The following is an 18,873-nucleotide window of genomic DNA, read 5'->3' on the forward strand; positions in this document are numbered from 1 at the left end:
CCTCTAGTATACCTACCATACAGATGGTAGGTATACTAGAGGTATGACATCCAAGACGAACATTCTCGACGCGGCGATCAAGGTCCTGCGGCACGGTCAGACCCTCACCATCGATTCGGTGGCGCGGGAAGCCGGTCTGACTAAGCCAGGGGTGGTGCATCACTTCGCAACGAAAGCAACGCTGACTCTCGCCGTGGTGGACCACGTGATGGACATCTGGGAGAACGATCTGCTCGCCCGGGCGAGCAGCGAGGCCGATGCCCCGACAAAACTGCGCGCGTATGTGGAATTCGCTCTCACGAGCCCGATGGACCCCAGCGACCTGGCGTTGTTCGCCGACGCCCGACTGCGAGACGAACTCTCTGAGCAGTGGGTGCGCCGCCTCGATCCGTGGTTCGGCACATCAATCGATCATCCCGCCGCACGCGCCGCGCGCTTCATTGCGGACGGTGCGTGGTTTGACCGGTCGCTCGGCATCGTCGACCTGACCGAAGCACAACTTGAGGACATTCTCGCCGTCGCGATGCGATTGATCAACGAAGGAGTGCAGAAGTGAAGAAGTGGCTGTTCCTGGTCGGCGCGATCCTGCTGGAGGTGACGGGTTCACTCTCACTCAAGGGCGCCCTCGACGCGCCGGGGCTCTACGCGCCGGTCGTCATCGGCTACATCAGTTCGTTCCTGGCGCTGTTCATGTCGCTGCGCAACGGGATGGCCCTCGGCGTCGGATACGGCATCTGGGGTGCCAGCGGTGTGGCGCTCACCGCGATCATGTCGATGGTGATCTATGGCGAGCCCATCACACTTCTGATGGGAATCGGGATCATCGTTGTCATGGCCGGCGTCCTGTTGGTCGAACTCGGCTCGCAAGCCGCGCAGAAGAAGGAAGAGGAGGCTTCCGCATGAACATGTTTGCACTCATTGCACTCATCGGCGCAATCGCTGGTGAAGTCGTCGGCACCGTCTCGCTGCGTATGGCCAGCGGCGGGAAGAAGCTCTGGTGGAGCGGAGTCGGACTCGGGTACGTCTTCGCATTCGGCATGCTCGTTGTTGTCCTGGATCAAGGCGTCCCCCTCGGCGTCGCGTACGGAATCTGGGCCGCCGCGGGTGTGGCCATCATGGCTATCCTCAGCCGCATCTTCTTCAACGAACCCCTCACCTGGGTGATGAGCCTGGGCATCGTCCTCATCGCCGGGGGAGTGCTCCTGATCGAAATCGGAGCCGCACACTGAATTTCCACCGGCAGGTGGCTTCGATGCTCGATTACCGGCAGGTGTTTAGCGGCGGTAGCGAGGTGATCGGCTCATCGAGTGGCGAGCACGCCCACGGCGCCGTCGTGTCGAATCTGGAACATCGCTGCCACCACCGAAATGGCGTCGGGTTCGAGAGTAGGAGGAGAAAGAGAAACCGTGACTCGAAAGGCCCGCCATGAAGACCAGAGCAGCAATCAAAAGCCGCGCAGTATTGAAGAGCAGAGCAGTCGTTCTTCCGGCCCTCGCGCTCAGCCTCGCCGTCACGCTGAGCGGTTGCTCGTTGGCCTTCGAGCCTTCGGGCAATAAGGAGCAGCAGGGGGAGCAGGCGCCGACGACCGATCAGCCCCAGGACGAGCAGCAATCCAAGCCTGAATTTGGCACCGGGGTGGAGCCCGAACCGGAGCAGACGCCAGAAACCCCGGGCAACCCGGATCAGGACAGCAGTGCGGATGCCGGAACCGGCAGCGGCATCGAGCAGATGCTGTCCGACTACGGCATCAGCGCTACGCAGGTGTCGCCCGGCGAGCTTGGCTCGCCAATTGTCACGGTGCCTACACCGGTCGGCTGGACCCGAGATGACTCCAAGGGCCCGGCGGGAAACTGGGGAACGTATGTGAACCCCGCGCCGGAGGTGGCTGGCTTCACGCCGAATGCGATGCTCTGGACGCTAAAGGTGCCTGCCGGAACCGAGACTTCGGCAATTACGGCAGCAGCAGGGGACGAGATCGAGTCGCTACCCGGTTTCGTGATGACCGTTGACGACTTCGGGCCGGTAGGGTCGAGCGACGCGTTCGGCATCGCGGGAACATATAACCATCCCAGTGGAAAGAGCCTGGCCATTGCTTCACGCACCGTGGTAGTCGAGAAGACGGACGCCACCTACGTCGTCCAGCTTGTCACCACGAACAGCCAGGACCAGAATGAAAGCGAGAAGGCTGCGATCGAAGAGATTCACAACGGAATCGCCGTCACACCGTAAGCGAGTCATCGCCAGTGCGAAAGGAAGCCACCGTGAGCCGTGCCGCAGCGACGCGCACCCTCGGGGTGGCTTCCGCCGCGTTCGGCGCCGTCCTGGTGCTGAGCGCTTGCGGGCTGAGCGTGGAAGTATCGAAAACCGAGAATCCCGACCCGCTGAGCATCTCGTTCGGCGATGGAGCGGCCGAACCTACCGCCAAACCGACGGCCGCGCCGATCCCCAACGCCACCAGCATTTCAGCCCCACACAGCGCAGGGAGCCCGGCGGTCACTTTCGATGCGCCAAGGGAATGGGCGGATTCCTTCGATAAGTCGTCGTATTCTGACACGTCGTACGTCTCGTACTTCGCCCCAGAGATCGGAGAATTCAGCACGACGCCGGTAATCTCGGTCCGCCAGGCCGAAGATGAGTACGCTCTCGATGCCGCTGCCGCAATCCAGAACCACCGGCAGTCGACACACGGCCTCGAAGGCTTCGACCTGATCAGTGAGGGCGAGCTGCCGACCAGGAACGGCATTGCCATTTACCGAATGAACGCAAGCTATCAATCACTTGCTGAGCCGATCTGGTTCTCCAGTCTTTTTGCCGTGATCGACGCCGGTGACACCCTGCAGACAATCGAGATCGAAGTGCGCGCACACGCGGGCGACACCGAGAATCGAAAGTTGCTCGAAGCGATGGTCGGTTCTGCGGCAGTCAACGGGACGAATCTGGCTGAGTAAGCGGGCAGGGGGGCCCGGCAAGTTCCGCCTGACGCCCGGGACGTCGCGGCCGCCTACCTCGCGAACAGTTCCCGATCACGCAGCGCCGGCAACACCTTCTCCCGGAGCAGTGGCGCGTACTCATCATCGAACTCGGTGTCCATGCTGACCAGTCGGAGCTCCTCAATCTCCGCCGCGGCAAACACCTGATGAGGCAACCGGCCGGAGTAGACGGTGGCTTCAACTCTGGTGTCCGCTTCGTTCGCCGCCGCAGCATTGAACCTGCCCAGCAGTCGGAGCGAACCTGCGTCCAGAGACAGCCCGACTTCTTCTTCGACCTCGCGCAGCGTCGCGCTGAGCGCGTCCTCGCCGGCTTCCCGCTTGCCGCCGGGCAGCATGAACTTGGTCGTGCCGCGTTTCCGCACGGTGAGTAGCTCGCCATCGTCGGTCAGCAGGCATGCGGCGGCTATCGAAAGTGTCGTCATGGCCGAAATCCTATCGTTGCCAGCACGAAGGGCGGGTGGAAAATCTCCACCCGCCCTTCGATGCTCGCTGGGGAACCTAGAGCCGGTTCGATGCTTCGGTGAGCACTCCCCGAAGGATCTGCTCGTACTGATCGAACTCGGCCTGGCCGACGATCAGCGGCGGCGCCAACTGGATAACGGGGTCTCCCCGGTCATCCGCGCGGCAGTACAGGCCGGCCTCGAACAGGGCCTGGGAGAGGAAGCCGCGCAGCAGGTGCTCGGATTCCTGATCGTTGAACGTCTCGCGCGTTGCCTTGTCCTTCACGAGCTCGATGCCGTAGAAGTAGCCCTCGCCGCGCACATCGCCGACGATCGGCAGGTCGAGCAACTTCTCCAGCGTGCTGCGGAACTTCGGCGCGTTCTCGTGGACGTGCTGATTAAGTCCCTCACGCTCGAAGATGTCGAGGTTCGCCATCGCGACCGCGGCTGACACCGGGTGTCCGCCGAAGGTGTAGCCGTGGTAGAACGTCGTGTCGCCGTGCTTGAACGGCTCGAAGAGTCGATCGGAGGCGATCATCGCGCCGATGGGCGAGTAACCCGAGGTCAGGCCCTTCGCGCAGGTGATGATGTCCGGAACGTAGTCGAAGTCGTTGCAGGCGAACATTTCGCCGATCCGGCCGAAGGCGCAAATGACCTCGTCGGAGACCAGCAGCACGTCGTACTCATCGCAGATCTCGCGAACCCGCTCGAAGTAGCCGGGAGGCGGTGGGAAACATCCGCCGGAGTTCTGCACCGGCTCAAGGAAGACGGCGGCAACTGTGTCCGGGCCTTCGAACTCAATGGCTTCGGCGATCCGGTCGGCGGCCCAGCGGCCGAAGGCCTTCGGGTCTTCGCGCAGGCCTTCCGGCGCCCGGTACTGGTTGGTGTTTGGAACCCGGAACGCTCCGGGAACCAAAGGCTCGAACGGGGCCTTCATATCCGGGATGCCGGTAATCGACAACGCGCCCTGCGGGGTGCCGTGGTAGGCAACCGCACGAGAAATGACCTTTGTCTTGCTGTGCTTTCCCTGCAATTTGAAGTACTGCTTCGCCAGCTTCCAGGCCGTTTCGACGGCCTCGCCGCCGCCCGTGGTGAAGAACACCCGGTTCAGGTCGCCTGGGGCGTAGTGGGCAAGCCGTTCGGCAAGCTCGATGGCGGGCGGATGGGCGTAGGACCAAATCGGCATGAACGACAGTTCCTTGGCCTGCTTGGCCGCGGCTTCGGCGAGTTCCTCGCGCCCGTGGCCTACCTGGACAACGAAGAGTCCGGCAAGGCCGTCAAGGTATTCCTTGCCCTGGTCGTCGTAGATCTTTGCACCCTCGCCGCGGGTGATCACGGGGACGTTGCCGCCCTCGACAAGCGGCGAGTGGCGGGCAAAGTGCATCCACAAGTGATCCCGCGCTGCCTGCTGCCGGTCCGTTCCTCGCGGTGTGGTGAAAGTCTTTCGGTTGTTAACGCCAGCCGGCGCGGTAATTGGTTCGGTCATCTGGTCCCCCAGTCGTATTGTTGCTTGCGCAAGGAAAGGTATACAAAAGCTTCTGTCGCCAAGACCCCGGGAAGTGCCCGAATGCGATTGTTGATGACGTTCAAGAGGTCGTCATCGTTCTCGCAGATGATCTCGGCCATGATGTCGAATGAACCGGCGGTGACCACGACGTAGTCCACTTCCGCCATGGCGGCAAGTGCGTCGGAAACGACGAGAGTGTCGCCCTGCACTTTGATGCCGACCATCGCCTGCCTGGCGAATCCGAGTTGCATAGGGTCGGTAACGGCCACGATCTGCATGACACCGCTGTCGACCAGTCGCTGCACCCGCTGTCGGACCGCTGCCTCGGAGAGCCCAACCGCCTTGCCGATAGCCGCATATGAGCGGCGTCCGTCTTCCTGCAATTGTTCGATGATTGCCTTTGACAGCGCATCTATGGGCTGCGTGACAGCGGATGACGTGGTCAAACGTATGCACCTCCCTAAGTCCTGACGATAGCCGGTCAGACAACCGTCCGGCCGGTCAAGAACCATTGAATCGGTAGTTTCAGGATAGCGCAAGGTGCGATTTCAGTGGAGGAACGAAGGAATCGCTATCGATTTAGTCCCTGCAGGATTATTGCCGAATGTGCTGACTCGACGATGAGCCGCCGGCCCCGATGTCGAAAGGGGTGACCGCGCGGACCGCTTAGCCACGCAGTGTAGCTACGAAATACGTAGCAAAACGTCGGATCGACAACTGAATACATTGCTAGATTCCTGAAACTCTGTCAGAATCGATACTTGTGCCGTCGTCGGATGGCGTCGGAGCACAGTTCTCTACAAGGGAGTAGGCAGTGGAAAAGTTAGAGCGCGATGTCGTCGTGATCGGAGCCGGAGCAGCCGGGTTGAGCGCGGCGTACGAGCTGAAGAAGGCCGGGCTCAGCGTTGCGGTTCTCGAAGCCAGGGATCGGGTTGGCGGCCGGCTGTGGACCGACGATATCGACGGTGCCATGCTCGAGATCGGCGGACAGTGGGTATCGCCCGACCAGGACGTCCTGCTGGGCATGCTCGACGAGCTCGGCCTGGAGACCTACTCGCGCTACCGTGAAGGCGATTCCATCTACGTGAACGCCGATGGACGGGCCACCCGGTTTACCGGCGAGGACTTCCCGCTTGCCGAGTCCACGCAGCAGGAAATGGACAAACTCGTTGAAGCCCTGGATGAGCTGTCCAAGGAAGTAGACCCCGCCGACCCCTGGCGGCATCCGCGCGCCAAGGAACTCGACCGGATCTCTCTGGCCGGCTGGCTTGAGTCCCTCAGCGAGGACAAGGAAGCCCGCGACAACGTTGCCATGTTCATTGCCGGCGCGATGCTCACCAAGCCGGCGCACGCGTTCTCCGTACTGCAGGCCGCCCAGATGGCGGCAAGCGCCGGTAGCTTCCGTCACCTCGTCGACGCCGACTTCATCCTGGACAAGCGAGTGATCGGCGGCCTCCAGCAGGTTCCGCTGCGGTTGTCCGCCCGCCTGGACGGCGATGTCCACCTGAATCAGCCGGTGCGCAGTCTGCGCAGCGGAGAGTCGGTGCCGAGCGGCATGGGGGTTGTCGTGACGAGCGACGACGTCGAAGTCAGTGCGCGGCACGCCATTGTCGCTATGCCGCCGAACCTGATCAGCAGGATCTCTTTCGACCCGCCGCTGCCCCGGCGACAGCAGCAAATGCACCAGCATCTTTCGCTCGGTCTCGTTATCAAGGTGCATGCCGTATACGACCGGCCGTTCTGGCGTGAGCAGGGACTGTCCGGCACCGCGTTCGGCCCCTACCAGATCGTGCACGAGTCGTATGACAACACGAACTACGGCGATGAGCGCGGAACCCTTGTCGGTTTCGTGTCGGATGAGACCGCGGACCAGATGTTTCGGCTGCCCGCCGAGCAGCGCAGGGAACAGATCCTGGATTCACTTGCCGCCTACTACGGTGACGAGGCCAGGCATCCGGAGGTTTACTACGAAAGTGACTGGGCCGCGGAGGAGTGGACCCGCGGGGCGTACGCCGCAAGCTTTGACCTCGGCGGGCTGTCCCGCTATGGCGCCGACCTCCGCTCGTCGGTCGGCTCGATCCACTTCGCCTGCAGCGATTTCGCTGGTGCCGGTTTCCAGCACGTCGATGGAGCGCTGCGGATGGGCAAGGCCGCGGCCACTGCTATTGTGGCGCAGCACAGCGAGCAACCCAGAATGCAAGGAGCGGGTATCAGTTCATGAAGTATGTCGTCGGCTACTCGGCGGACGAACGGGGCAAGGAGGCTCTCGCGCTGGCGATCAGCCTGGCCAAAGTTCAGGGCGCCTCGCTCGACGTCGTCGTAGTGCTACCGAAGACCGAGCCGTTCAACGCTGCGTACCCTCCGGCGCCTGACTTTGACTCTGTGCTCACGGATCAGGCGAACACCTGGCTCGACACGGCGCTTGCCACAATCCCGGAAACCGTCAGCGCGCAGAAGCATGTCAGATTCTCTTCGTCCACTGCCGAAGGGCTGATCGAAGCGGCCGCCGAGCTGGACGCGGGACTTATCGTCATCGGCGCCGCGCGTGGCGGGATGCTGAGCCGCTATTCGGTCGGCAGCGTGGCGAACGCCCTGCTGCACGCTGCCTCCACGCCGATTGCCCTGGCGCCCCGCGGCTGGAAGGCTGACAAGTCGATCTCCCGGCTCACCTGCGCCATCGGTACCCGGGCTGGCGCCGAAGCCCTGTTGGATGTCGCCATCGACTCGGCGGCGCGTCGCCGGCTTCCGCTTCGACTGGTCTCGCTGGTCGCAGTCTCTCCAGACGGGGCGGCCGGTATCGACCGACGCGAACAGGCAAAGCAGCACGCGGAGGCGGTTTTGGCTCAGGCGGTTTCCAGCCTGCCGGAAGGGGCGCAAGCGACCGCCACCGTCGGCGAAGGGAACACGATCGAGGACGCCGTCGAGGCACTGGACTTCGACCCGGCCGAGATCGTGCTGATCGGATCAAGCCGGCTGGCCGAACGGCACAAGCTTTTCCTCGGCGTCGCCGCCAACAAGATGCTCCGGGTACTGCCGGTGCCGATAATTGTCGTGCCGCGAGATTATGGGCGTGCCATGCCCGGCCGTTCGGAGGAACAGGCATGAGTTCAAGCAACACAACCAAGAAGACTCCCAGCGCAGCCGGCGCGGACGGACTGTCGAAAAAGGGACTGGGTGAAAACTCGGTGGGCCTGCTCGGCGCGGTTGCCATCGGCCTGTCCTGTATTGCACCCGCCTACACGCTGACCGGCGCGCTCGGCCCGACCGTCCGTGAGGTCGGCGTGCAGTTACCGGCGATTTTCATTGTCGGGTTCCTGCCCATGCTGCTTGTCGCGCTGGGCTATCGCGAGCTGAACAATGCCATGCCTGACAGCGGCACCTCGTTCACCTGGGCGACGAAGGCTTTCGGGCCGTGGATCGGCTGGATGGGTGGCTGGGGCCTGATCGCGGCGACAGTGATTGTGCTGTCCAACCTTGCCGGGGTCGCGGTCGACTTCTTCTACCTGATGATTTCGCAGCTGACCGGCGATGCTGCACTGGCCGACCTGACCCGCAATATTCCGCTCAATATCGCCACTTGCCTGGTTTTCATGGCACTTGCCGCCTGGGTTTCGTACCGGGGCATGCAGACCACGAAGATCGTGCAGTACGTCCTGGTCGGTTTTCAGCTCCTGGTGCTGCTTTGGTTCATCGTGGCCGCTTTCGTGCACGTTGGTAACGGGACCGCGTTCGACGCGACAGCATTCAGTCTGGACTGGTTCAATCCGTTCGCGGTCAGCGACTTCACCACTTTCGCCACTGGGATCTCGCTGTCGATCTTCATTTTCTGGGGCTGGGACGTCACCCTGACGATGAACGAGGAAACCAAAGGGTCGAAAACCACGCCGGGCAAGGCCGCAACACTGACCGTCGTCACCATCCTCGTGGTGTACCTGCTGGTGGCAGTCGGCGCGATCTCATATGCTGGCGTCGGTGAGAACGCGCTGGGGCTGGGCAACGCCGAAACTCAGGACAACGTCTTCGCCGTCCTGGCAGGCCCGGTGCTCGGCCCATTTGCAATCCTGATGTCGATCGCCGTGCTTTCCAGCTCGGCGGCGTCGCTGCAGTCAACCTTCGTGAGCCCCGCCCGCACTCTGCTGGCGATGGGACACTACTCCGCGCTGCCGGCAAGCTTTGCCCGGGTCAGCCCGCGCTTCAAATCGCCTGGCTACGCCACAGTGGCTGCCGGGATCGCCGGTTGGGTCTTCTACGCCGTTATGCGGGTGGTGTCGGAGAACGTGCTCTCCGACACCATCACGGCACTCGGCATGATGGTCTGCTTCTATTACGGTCTGACGGCTCTGGCCTGTGTCTGGTACTTCCGCCATGAGGCATTTCGCAGCGTGCGCGGATTCATACTCAAGTTCCTGGCTCCCCTGCTCGGCGGGATCGTGCTGGCCGTGACCTTCGTGACGACATCGATAGAAAGCATGGATCCCGAATTCGGCAGTGGCTCGAACATCGGCGGAATCGGTCTGGTGTTCCTGATCGGCGTCGCCGTGCTCGGCATCGGTCTGGTCCTGATGATCGCCATGTACTTCAGGAATCCAGGCTTCTTCCGTGGCGAAACGCTGCGCAGAGGCACACCGGCGCTCGAGGTCGAGGAGTAGCGGCTCGACGCCCAGTCCGGTCCTGGCACCCAGGATTGCGGTTTCGACGGGTGAAACCGGGCAATAAGTAACGATTTCGTTGTCTTGGGTGCAAATTTAAGCGAAAAGGCTTGTTCAGCAGACCAATAGTCTGCAATTATCGCCGTCAGTAGAGTCACTATGGAGGATTTGTGCACCAGTTCATCAACGGCAGCTACCGCGAGGGTAACGGCGGGCAGCATCAGTTGATCAACCCCGCCACCGGCAAGTCAGTGGAAACGCTGAACGTAGCCGACAGTGCGGATGTAGACGATGCGGTCGCCGCGGCAAAGGCCGCCTTCCCGGGCTGGTCCCGGGCCACTCCGGCAGAACGTTCCGAGGCGCTGCATTCATTGGCAGCCGAATTGGGCAAGCGGGCAGAGGAGCTCGCGCGGATCGAAACCGAGCAGACCGGGAAGACCCTGCGGATGTCGACCGAGTTCGACGTGCCGGGAAGCATCGACAACGCCCAGTTCTTTGCCGGCGCCGCGCGGCACCTGCAGGGACAGGCCGCTGGCGAGTACTCGGCGGAGCACACCTCGATGGTCCGCAGGGAAGCGGTCGGAGTGATCGGCTCCATCTCGCCCTGGAACTACCCGCTGCAGATGGCTGCCTGGAAGATCCTGCCAGCCATCGCAGCCGGAAACACCATCGTGCTCAAGCCCTCGGAACTCACGCCGGGCACCACATTGCTGATGGCCGAGGCAGCGCGGGATGCAGGCATCCCGGACGGCGTGATCAATGTCGTCGTCGGCGCCGGCCGCGTTGTCGGCGAGGCGCTGGTCACCCACCGCGACGTCGCGATGTCCTCGTTCACGGGATCGACGGCGGTCGGCCGTCGGATCATGGAGCTTGCATCGCGGCGAGGGAACCGGGTGCATCTCGAACTCGGTGGTAAGGCGCCGTTCCTGGTCTTTGATGACGCGGATGTCGAGGCCGCCGCCCGAGGTGCCGTGGCGGCCTCACTGATCAACGGCGGCCAGGATTGCACCGCCGCCACCCGGGCGTACATCCAGCGGCCGCTCTTCGATGCTTTCGTCGAGCGGGTCGCCGAACTGATGTCACAGGTGACGGTCGGCGATCCGACTGACCCGGAAACCGACATGGGTTCGCTGATCTCTACCACGCATCGCGACCGGGTCGCGGGATTCATCGACCGGGCACGAGCCGGAGGGGCGAATATCGTCACCGGCGGCGTCATCCCGGAGGGGTTGCCCGCCGAGGCCGCGTTCTACTCACCGACCCTGATCACCGGCCTGGCCCAGGACGCCGAGGCGGTGCAGGACGAAATCTTCGGGCCGGTGCTCACCGCGCTGCCGTTCGACTCCGACGATGAAGGCCTAATGCTCGCCAACGACACGCCTTACGGACTCGCAGCATCTGCTTGGACGACGGACCTGGCCCGCGGGATGCGAGCCAGCTCCGATATCCAGGCCGGCTGCGTGTGGATCAATGACCACATTCCGATGCTGTCGGAGATGCCGCACGGCGGGTACAAGGCGTCCGGCTTCGGCAAGGACATGTCCTCCTATTCGCTCGAGGACTATACAAATATCAAGCACGTCATGATCGACCGCGTCGGCCAGCCCGACAAGGACTGGCACGGCACTGTCTTCCGCACCAGGAAGCAGTAGCCTAACCGCGATCTTGAGCTAAGTCACCTTCCATGTTCGGTTCACTCAACGAGGAGTACCAATGGCCAGGCAACTACCGAAAGATCCAAAGGTCAGGCAGCTGATTGCCGCGCATCTGTCCCGGCGTCAGCTGCTGGCAGGGACTGGCGGATTGGGACTACTGGGGGCGCTTGCCGCTTGTGGCACCGGGGGCGCTCCCGGTGCCAACAGTGATGACAAGCCCACTGCCGCCAAGGACCTCTCTGCCGAACAAAAGGAAGTGAACTGGGCGAACTGGACCCTGTACCTCGATTACGACGATAAGACCGGCAAGTACCCGACCCTTGAGGAGTTCAGCAAGAAGACCGGGATCAAGGCCAGCTACGCCGAGGACATCGATGGGAACGACACATACTTCGGTAAGGTCCAAGGCCAGCTTGCCTCCGGGCAGGACATCGGCAAGGACGTCATCACGCTGACCGACTGGATGGCAGGCCGGCTGATCCGGCTCGGCTACACCCAGGAGCTGGATGCTGCCAACATTCCGAACAAGAAGAATTTGTTGTCCAACCTGGTCGATGTCGACTTCGACCCCGGGCGGAAGCACTCGCTGACCTGGCAGTCCGGATTCGCCGGAATCGCCTGGAACAAGGACGAGATTCCGGGTGGGCTGAAGAGCGTGTCAGATCTTTGGAAGCCGGAAATCAAGGGCCGGGTCGAGGTGCTCGACGAAATGCGGGACACCATGGGGATCCTGATGCTGGAAGAGGGCGTCGACATTTCGGGGGACTTCAGCGACGACGACTTCGCCAAGGCGATTGAGGTGCTGGAAAAGCAGATCGGCTCCGGCCAGATCCGTCAGGTCAAGGGGAACTCCTATAAGGAAGACCTGATCTCCGGTGACGCCGTGGCCGTGATCGGCTGGTCCGGCGACATCACCCAGCTCAACTTCGAGGAGGGCGACAAGTGGGAGTTCGCGCTTCCCGAGGCAGGTGGCACGCTGTGGAGCGACAATCTGATGGTTCCGATCGGCTCGCCGCACAAGGCAAATGCCGAAGCGTTGATGGACTACTACTTCGATCCGGCTGTCGCGGCCGAGGTCGCGGCTTATGTCAACTACATCTGCCCGGTTCAGGGTGCCAAGGAAGCCATGGAGAAGATCGATCCGGAACTGGTCGATAATCCGCTGATCTTCCCAAGTGAGACTGACCTGGCAAACGCACATGTGTTCCGCAGCCTTACCGCCGAGCAGGAGACCAACTACGGCGACCAATTCCAGAAGGCGATCGGCAATTGACAACTGAAAACGCGGTCACTCAGCAGCCAGGCGGAGCCCGTAGCGCGATTACTACGGTGACTATTCGAGTATCAAGCATGTCATGATCGACCGCGTTGGCCGGCCCGACAAGGACTGGTACGGCACCCGTCTTCCGTACCAGGGAGCAGTAGCCTAACTGCGGTCTTGAGCGAAGTCACCTCCATGTTCGGTTCACTCAACGAGGAGTACCAATGGCCAGGCAACTACCGAAAGATCCAAAGGTCAGGCAGCTGATTGCCGCGCATCTGTCCCGGCGTCAGCTGCTGGCAGGAACTGGCGGGCTGGGCTTGCTGGGCGGCCTTGCCGCTTGTGGCACCGGGGGCGCTCCCGGTGCCAACAGTGATGACAAGCCGACCCCCGCCAAGGACCTCTCTGCCGAACAGAAGGAAGTGAACTGGGCGAACTGGACCCTGTACCTCGACTACGACGATAAGACAGGCAAGTACCCGACGCTCGAGGGGTTCAGCAAGAAGACCGGGATCAAGGCCAATTACGCCGAGGACATCGATGGGAACGACACCTACTTCGGCAAGATCCAGGGCCAGCTCGCGTCCGGGCAGGACATCGGCAAGGACGTCATCACGCTGACCGACTGGATGACTGGCCGGCTGATCCGGCTGGGCTATACCCAGGAGCTGGATGCGGCCAACATTCCGAATAAGAAGAATCTGTTGTCCAACCTGGTCGATGTCGATTTTGACCCGGGACGGAAACATTCGCTGACCTGGCAGTCTGGGTTCGCCGGAATCGCCTGGAACAAGGACGAGGTTCCGGGTGGGCTGAAGAGCGTGTCTGATCTTTGGAAGCCGGGGCTCAAGGGCCGGGTCGAGGTGGTCGACGAAATGCGGGACACCATGGGGATCCTGATGCTGGAAGAGGGCGTCGACATTTCGGGAGACTTCAGCGACGACGATTTCGCCAAGGCGATTGAAATGCTGGAAAAGCAGATCGATTCCGGCCAGATCCGCCAGGTCAAGGGGAACTCCTATAAGGAAGACCTGATCTCCGGTGACGCCGTGGCCGTGATTTGCTGGTCCGGCGATATCACCCAGCTCAACTTCGAGGAGGGCGACAAGTGGGAGTTTGCGCTGCCTGAGGCAGGCGGCACACTGTTGACCGACAATCTGATGGTTCCGATCGGCTCACCGCACAAGGCAAACGCCGAAGCGTTGATGAACTACTACTACGATCCGGCTGTCGCGGCCGAGGTTGCGGCTTATGTCAACTATATCTGCCCGGTTCAGGGTGCCAAGGAAGCCATGGAGAAGATCGATCCGGAACTGGTCGATAATCCGCTGATCTTCCCAAGTGAGACTGACCTGGCCAACGCACATGTGTTCCGCAGCCTCACCGCCGAGCAGGAGACTAACTATGGCGACCAATTCCAGAAGGCGATCGGCAATTGACAACTGAAAACGCGACCACAGAGCAATCCGGCGAATCCCGCAGCCTGAACACCGGCGACGGTCCGGCATCGGATTCAGGTGCCGACCTGGTGCTGCAGTCAATCTCGAAGCGATTCGGCGACTACCTGGCCGTCGACGAGCTGGACCTCACGATTCCGGCCGGCTCGTTCTTCGCCCTGCTTGGGCCCTCAGGCTGCGGCAAGACCACGACCTTAAGGATGGTCGCGGGACTGGAACAGCCCACCGGCGGCAGGATCATGATCGGCGGGAAAGACGTCACCTCGACCAAGGCTTTCCAGCGTCCGGTCAATACCGTGTTCCAGAATTATGCGCTGTTCCCACACCTCAGCGTGCTCGAAAACGTCGCGTTCGGGCTGAAGCGCCGCAAGGTGCGCGACGCCGAGGCGCAGGCAAAGGATGCGCTGACGCTGGTCGAACTGAGCCATCTGTCTGCCCGCCGGCCGGCACAGCTTTCCGGTGGCCAGCAACAGCGGGTCGCGCTTGCACGCGCCATCGTCAATCGTCCCGCCGTGCTGCTGCTTGACGAGCCACTCGGCGCGCTCGACATGAAGTTGCGCCGCCAGATGCAGGTCGAGCTCAAGAACATCCAGGCCGATGTCGGCCTGACCTTCGTCCATGTCACGCACGACCAGGAAGAGGCCATGACAATGGCCGACTGCGTCGCGGTGATGAACGCCGGCAAGGTCGAGCAGATGGGCGCTCCCGCCGAGCTGTACGAACTGCCGAAGACGACGTTCGTGGCGAACTTCCTCGGCAAGTCCAATCTGATGCCGGGCGCGGTGACGGAGGATCTGGGTAGCGATATCGCGGTCAACGTCCAGGGCAACAGGCTCGTTGTGCCGAAGAACCGGACGACGCAGCAGACCGGTGAAGTCATCGTAGGGGTACGACCGGAGAAGATCGTCGTACTGGATTCCTCGCATGAAGCCTCGCCCCGGTCGAACGCCATCACGGGGGCGAAGGTGATCGACGTGTCGTTCACCGGAGTCAGCACCGAATATTTGGTCGAGGTTCCCGGAATCGGAAGGCTTGGCGTCTTCCGGCAGAATCTCGGCGGCGCAGAGGTCCGGCTCGGTGACCAGGTCACCCTGGCTTGGCAGCCGGAGCACTCGTTCGGCCTGGACGGCGAACAGGATACCTCGGCCGGAGCCGACGAGGAAGCGGTCTGATGAGCGTCGGGGAGCTCGCCAAGAGCCCGTCGGCCCCGAGCGCTTCGGAGCTGAAAGCGACCCGGCGAAAGAACCGGGTCGGTTATCTGCTGCTTCTTCCCGGCGCCATCTTCATGCTGCTGTTCTTTGTGCTGCCGGTGTTCTCGCTGCTGGCCACCTCGCTCTACACCAAGGTGCCCGGCGGCGAAATCGGCCAGTACCAGCCGGCGCTCGAGTTCGGCAATTACGTCGAAGCACTGAGTTCCTACTGGCAAACCTTGCTGCGCTCGTTTGGTTTCGCGCTGATCGCCACGATTTCCGCGCTGCTGATCGGTTACCCGATGGCGTATCTGGTCGCGGTTCGGCTGCGCGGCCGCAAACTGCTGCAGGGCATGCTGCTTGTGCTGGTCATCGCGCCGTTCTTCGCCAGCTTCATCCTGCGCACCCAGGCCTGGAAGCAGATTCTTTCCGATGACGGCCCAGTGGTCGCTGTCTTCCACGCGTTGCACATCTTGCCGCCGGATGGTCGGCTCACCGCAACCGCCTTCGCAGTTGTTGCCGGTCTTACCTATAACTTCCTGCCGTTCATGATGCTGCCGATCTATGCCAACCTTGATCGGCTGGACACCCGGCTGCTCGAAGCTAGCGACGACCTCTACTCGTCCGGTTTCACCACCTTCCGGAAGGTCACGGTGCCGCTGTCGATGCCCGGGATACTCGCCGGCACGCTGCTGACATTTATTCCGGCGTCCGGCGACTACGTCAACGCGGCGCTGCTCGGCAATAATCAGACCACCACCATGATCGGCCAGGTCATCGATTCCCGGTTCTTCCGGATAGTTGACTATCCTGGCGCGTCCGCGCTGTCCTTCGTGCTGATGGTCGCCATTTTGATCCTCGTGCTGATATATATCCGCCGCTTCGGAACGGATGAGCTGGTATGAAACTGAATTTCGGCCGCCTGTTCGTTCCCGTCATCGGGGGATTGGCGTTCATCTACCTGCTGGTTCCGATCTTCTACATTTTCGTGTTCTCTTTCAATGACGCCGGTCGGACCAACCTGACCTGGCGGGGCTTCACGCTGGACAACTGGCAGAACCCGTGCGGGGCTCCCGCGGTGTGCCAATCGCTGGCGAACAGCCTGCAGATCGGTTTGGCAGCCACGGTCGGCGCGACGATCCTGGGCACCGGCATCGCCATTGCCCTGGTGCGCTACCGGTTCCGGTTCAACGGCGTGATGAACCTGCTGATCTTCCTGCCACTGGCCACCCCCGAGGTCGTGCTGGGTGCTGCGCTGCTCGCGCAGTTCCTGAACCTGCGGATGGACCTCGGCATGCCGACGATCATCATCGCGCACATCATGTTCTGCACATCGTTTGTCGTGGTGACCGTCAAGGCTAGGGTGGCCAGCCTCGATCCCAACCTCGAACAGGCGGCCGCAGACCTGTACGCCTCAGGTATGCAGGCGTTCTGGCGGGTCACCTTCCCGCTGCTGGTTCCTGGCATCGTGGCCGCCGCCTTGCTGTCGTTCGCGATCAGTTTCGACGATTTCATCATCACCAACTTCAACTCCGGGAACGTGGCGACCTTCCCGAAGTTCATTTACGTGGCCGCAACCCGGGGCATTCCGGCGCAGGCCAATGTGATCGGCTCGGCAATGTTCATCGTGGCGCTGTTGTTCGTGATCGGCGGTCAGCTGCTGTCGAATCGACGGGCGAAGATGCTGGCCGCACGCTGAGGCGGAGGCCTGAGTCAACCAACGGCGCCAGGGCTGGGAGTGCGCAGGTGATTCATCATGGGCGAAGATGCCGCTGTTGCGGGATCTGTATGGTCATCGGGATTGACCGGCATCGGGATTGACCGGGATCGGCATAGTGCGTCAGCCCCGGTAATGGCCGAGGATTTCGAGGCTGTGCCGCTGGGGTGGGCTCCGGCCCGGCTCGTCGGAGCGCTCTGGGCAGGCGCGAGATGCGACGACATGCTGCGATATGACGGTACGGTTCGGTCGCCTGCCGCAACCGAGCGATTTGGGTTTGAGATGGTCCTGCTCCGGCCGATTGACATCCTCCGTGTTCGGCAGGACGTCGCCGCTCTGCGCTGGGCCGCTTGCGACGGCGATGCGCTGGCCCCGTTCGACGCAGCGCTGGCGGTAGTCGGTGCGGCCGATGAACTTTCCGTTGTTTGACCAGAAACTCAGGCCGCGCGCATCGTGGGCGATGGCGATGTTGTTCCGGTGGATCCAGTGGTGGTGGAAGATGCAGAATAGGGCGCCTTCATCGATGTTGGTGTTGCCGTTGGCTGCTGCCCATTCGTTGATGTGGTGTCCCTCGCAGTATTCCGGCGGGATTCCGCAGCCGGGGCTCATGCATCCGCCGTCGCGGACCATCATGCTTTTACGTTGGCGGCCGGTGAACGTCCGCTTCTCTCTACCGAAGTCCACGACTTGACTGTCGGCGTCGAAGACCACACGCATCAGCTGCGCGTCGCACAGCAAGGTAGCCGGGTCCGATTCGGCCAGTGGGGTGCCGTCCGTGTAGGTGGCGCCGGGAAACTCCCCGCGGGTGCGCCACGCGGCCCATTGCTCAGCGCTGAGTGTGACCATCACGTGCGGGCGCACCTGCCCGCCGACGCGCAGTGTTCCGCGATCCAAGGCGTGCCCGGCCACTGTGGTCAGGGCGTCGGCAGTTCGTTGCACGATCGTGCGGTCGTCGTCGGCTGCGGGCTTGCCTGCGGCGGCCTTTAGCGCGGTCCGCAGCATCTGCCCGGATGCTTCGTCCAGGAACGCCTCCAGCCGGAAGCCGCCGTATGCCCTGGTCAGTCGGGTGAACCGGCGCGCCTTGGCGTCATCGGCACCGCGCTGGTGCGCCGCCTTGTCTATGTCAGCCAGCTTGTGCTTCAGGGCGGTCTTGAAGTCGTTCGCGTTGGTCTTGCCCGCAGACCGCAGTAGGTCGTCCTGGATTTCCGGGGTCTGCAGCGCTTCGCGTTGTGCCTCGGAGGCCGTCTGCATCCCCCGGGCAAGGACGGTGGCGTGTTCTGCGGTGATGTCCCCGTTCTGCACGGCGTCGCCAAGTCGTGGCGCTTCCTCGACGGTGCGGGCGAGGTGCAGCTCATCTCGGGCTTTGCCATAACCCTCTCGGGTAGTCCGCGCCCGCCAAGCTTCGATGCTGGGATCGCCGCGCAACGCCCAGTCACCACTTTCCTCTTCCACGGTCAGAATTCGCGCTTTTGTCAATGCCGCAATCCTGGTCAAATCATCCAGCGCGGAGAGCGCTTGGCGCCGCTCGTCCATCGTCCAGGCACGGACCTGGTTTGAGGTCAGGGCCTTGGCGGTGGCAACGGTCGCGCGCACTTCCTCCACGATCTCCACTGCCAGCCTCCTGCCAATTAACGAATCGAAAGTGCTATATGTTCGATTTTAGTACGATTACGCGCCAGTGTGCAATAGAAACTGAAAAGCTTTTGTCGTGGGTTGATGTCCCGTGACACGGGCATGAGACGCCTCCAACTCCACCGCGCTAACTTGCGAAGCGCTTTGAAGAGTATGCTCCGTCTGCAGCACGATCCGCACGTGTTCACTGAACTACGCCGAGCAACCGTGCAGTCGATGACGAGATTGGCACCCGTCCGCGGCTTGCTCATAGTTGGTGCCGCCGTTCCAGGCGGCATAAGACTACTACTCGCAATGGATCTCTACTCCCGCTCTTTTTCGGCGTTGCCCACGGCGGTTGACGCCGTCCCGGGCAAGGTCTTCGAGCGGCTGTGT

The 18,873-nt window shown here is 62.3% G+C and carries 18 protein-coding genes; 14 read left to right on the plus strand and 4 right to left on the minus strand.

Features of this window, described 5'->3' with window-relative positions; genetic code table 11:
- Positions 1 to 43: 43 nt before the first annotated feature.
- From LWF01_RS18270 to LWF01_RS18290, 5 genes are all read left to right on the plus strand, one after another.
- Complete coding sequence (locus tag LWF01_RS18270) at positions 44 to 556, plus strand: TetR/AcrR family transcriptional regulator (protein WP_349638799.1); 513 nt, start codon at positions 44 to 46, stop codon at positions 554 to 556.
- On the plus strand, positions 553 to 903 hold the full coding sequence (locus LWF01_RS18275) for a DMT family transporter (protein WP_349638800.1): 351 nt from the start codon (positions 553 to 555) through the stop codon (positions 901 to 903). Before LWF01_RS18270 ends, LWF01_RS18275 begins: the two co-directional genes overlap by 4 nt.
- Positions 900 to 1,229 carry a DMT family transporter gene (locus LWF01_RS18280; protein ID WP_349638801.1) on the plus strand — a complete coding sequence of 110 codons (330 nt, stop codon included), beginning with the start codon at positions 900 to 902 and terminating at the stop codon, positions 1,227 to 1,229. The genes LWF01_RS18275 and LWF01_RS18280 overlap by 4 nt, the downstream gene beginning before the upstream one ends.
- Before the next feature lie 232 nt (positions 1,230 to 1,461).
- Positions 1,462 to 2,229, plus strand: coding sequence for an LpqN/LpqT family lipoprotein (locus LWF01_RS18285; protein WP_349638802.1), 768 nt, complete (start codon positions 1,462 to 1,464; stop codon positions 2,227 to 2,229).
- A gap of 32 nt (positions 2,230 to 2,261) precedes the next feature.
- Positions 2,262 to 2,948 (plus strand): hypothetical protein, encoded by a 687-nt coding sequence (locus LWF01_RS18290; RefSeq protein ID WP_349638803.1) that lies wholly within the window; start codon positions 2,262 to 2,264, stop codon positions 2,946 to 2,948.
- Positions 2,949 to 3,001: 53 nt separating this feature from the next.
- On the opposite strand, the gene LWF01_RS18295 is transcribed toward LWF01_RS18290, so the two are convergent.
- The 3 genes from LWF01_RS18295 to LWF01_RS18305 form a co-directional block, all read right to left on the minus strand.
- Positions 3,002 to 3,412 (minus strand): NUDIX hydrolase, encoded by a 411-nt coding sequence (locus tag LWF01_RS18295; protein WP_349638804.1) that lies wholly within the window; start codon positions 3,410 to 3,412, stop codon positions 3,002 to 3,004.
- Positions 3,413 to 3,488: 76 nt separating this feature from the next.
- On the minus strand, positions 3,489 to 4,916 hold the full coding sequence (locus LWF01_RS18300; RefSeq protein ID WP_349638805.1) for an aspartate aminotransferase family protein: 1,428 nt from the start codon (positions 4,914 to 4,916) through the stop codon (positions 3,489 to 3,491).
- Complete coding sequence (locus LWF01_RS18305) at positions 4,913 to 5,389, minus strand: Lrp/AsnC family transcriptional regulator (RefSeq protein ID WP_349640957.1); 477 nt, start codon at positions 5,387 to 5,389, stop codon at positions 4,913 to 4,915. The genes LWF01_RS18300 and LWF01_RS18305 overlap by 4 nt, the downstream gene beginning before the upstream one ends.
- Positions 5,390 to 5,751: 362 nt before the next feature.
- Here LWF01_RS18305 and LWF01_RS18310 point away from each other — a divergent pair, with 362 nt between their 5' ends.
- The 9 genes from LWF01_RS18310 to LWF01_RS18350 all read left to right on the plus strand — a co-directional run bounded on the left by LWF01_RS18310 (position 5,752) and on the right by LWF01_RS18350 (position 16,848).
- Complete coding sequence (locus LWF01_RS18310) at positions 5,752 to 7,158, plus strand: flavin monoamine oxidase family protein (RefSeq protein ID WP_349638806.1); 1,407 nt, start codon at positions 5,752 to 5,754, stop codon at positions 7,156 to 7,158.
- A complete protein-coding gene (locus LWF01_RS18315) occupies positions 7,155 to 8,042 on the plus strand; it encodes a universal stress protein (RefSeq protein WP_349638807.1) in 888 nt (295 codons plus the stop codon). Before LWF01_RS18310 ends, LWF01_RS18315 begins: the two co-directional genes overlap by 4 nt.
- Positions 8,039 to 9,586, plus strand: coding sequence for an APC family permease (locus tag LWF01_RS18320; RefSeq protein ID WP_349638808.1), 1,548 nt, complete (start codon positions 8,039 to 8,041; stop codon positions 9,584 to 9,586). The genes LWF01_RS18315 and LWF01_RS18320 overlap by 4 nt, the downstream gene beginning before the upstream one ends.
- A 170-nt stretch (positions 9,587 to 9,756) precedes the next feature.
- Positions 9,757 to 11,238 (plus strand): gamma-aminobutyraldehyde dehydrogenase, encoded by a 1,482-nt coding sequence (locus LWF01_RS18325; protein ID WP_349638809.1) that lies wholly within the window; start codon positions 9,757 to 9,759, stop codon positions 11,236 to 11,238.
- Positions 11,239 to 11,299: 61 nt separating this feature from the next.
- A complete protein-coding gene (locus LWF01_RS18330; RefSeq protein ID WP_349638810.1) occupies positions 11,300 to 12,514 on the plus strand; it encodes an ABC transporter substrate-binding protein in 1,215 nt (404 codons plus the stop codon).
- A gap of 212 nt (positions 12,515 to 12,726) precedes the next feature.
- On the plus strand, positions 12,727 to 13,941 hold the full coding sequence (locus LWF01_RS18335) for an ABC transporter substrate-binding protein (RefSeq protein WP_349638811.1): 1,215 nt from the start codon (positions 12,727 to 12,729) through the stop codon (positions 13,939 to 13,941).
- A gap of 44 nt (positions 13,942 to 13,985) precedes the next feature.
- Positions 13,986 to 15,131 carry an ABC transporter ATP-binding protein gene (locus tag LWF01_RS18340; RefSeq protein ID WP_349640958.1) on the plus strand — a complete coding sequence of 382 codons (1,146 nt, stop codon included), beginning with the start codon at positions 13,986 to 13,988 and terminating at the stop codon, positions 15,129 to 15,131.
- The gene (locus LWF01_RS18345) at positions 15,131 to 16,054 is read left to right on the plus strand and encodes an ABC transporter permease (protein WP_349638812.1); all 924 of its coding nucleotides are present in this window, start codon (positions 15,131 to 15,133) and stop codon (positions 16,052 to 16,054) included. Before LWF01_RS18340 ends, LWF01_RS18345 begins: the two co-directional genes overlap by 1 nt.
- Positions 16,051 to 16,848 (plus strand): ABC transporter permease, encoded by a 798-nt coding sequence (locus LWF01_RS18350; protein WP_349638813.1) that lies wholly within the window; start codon positions 16,051 to 16,053, stop codon positions 16,846 to 16,848. The genes LWF01_RS18345 and LWF01_RS18350 overlap by 4 nt, the downstream gene beginning before the upstream one ends.
- Positions 16,849 to 16,989: 141 nt before the next feature.
- Here LWF01_RS18350 and LWF01_RS18355 read toward each other — a convergent pair whose 3' ends face one another.
- Positions 16,990 to 18,477, minus strand: a complete 1,488-nt coding sequence (locus tag LWF01_RS18355) for an HNH endonuclease signature motif containing protein (protein ID WP_349638814.1) — start codon at positions 18,475 to 18,477, stop codon at positions 16,990 to 16,992.
- Positions 18,478 to 18,873: the final 396 nt, after the last annotated feature.

The organism is Saxibacter everestensis, assembly GCF_025787225.1.
In the GTDB taxonomy this organism is placed as follows: Bacteria; Actinomycetota; Actinomycetes; order Actinomycetales; family Brevibacteriaceae; genus Saxibacter; species Saxibacter everestensis.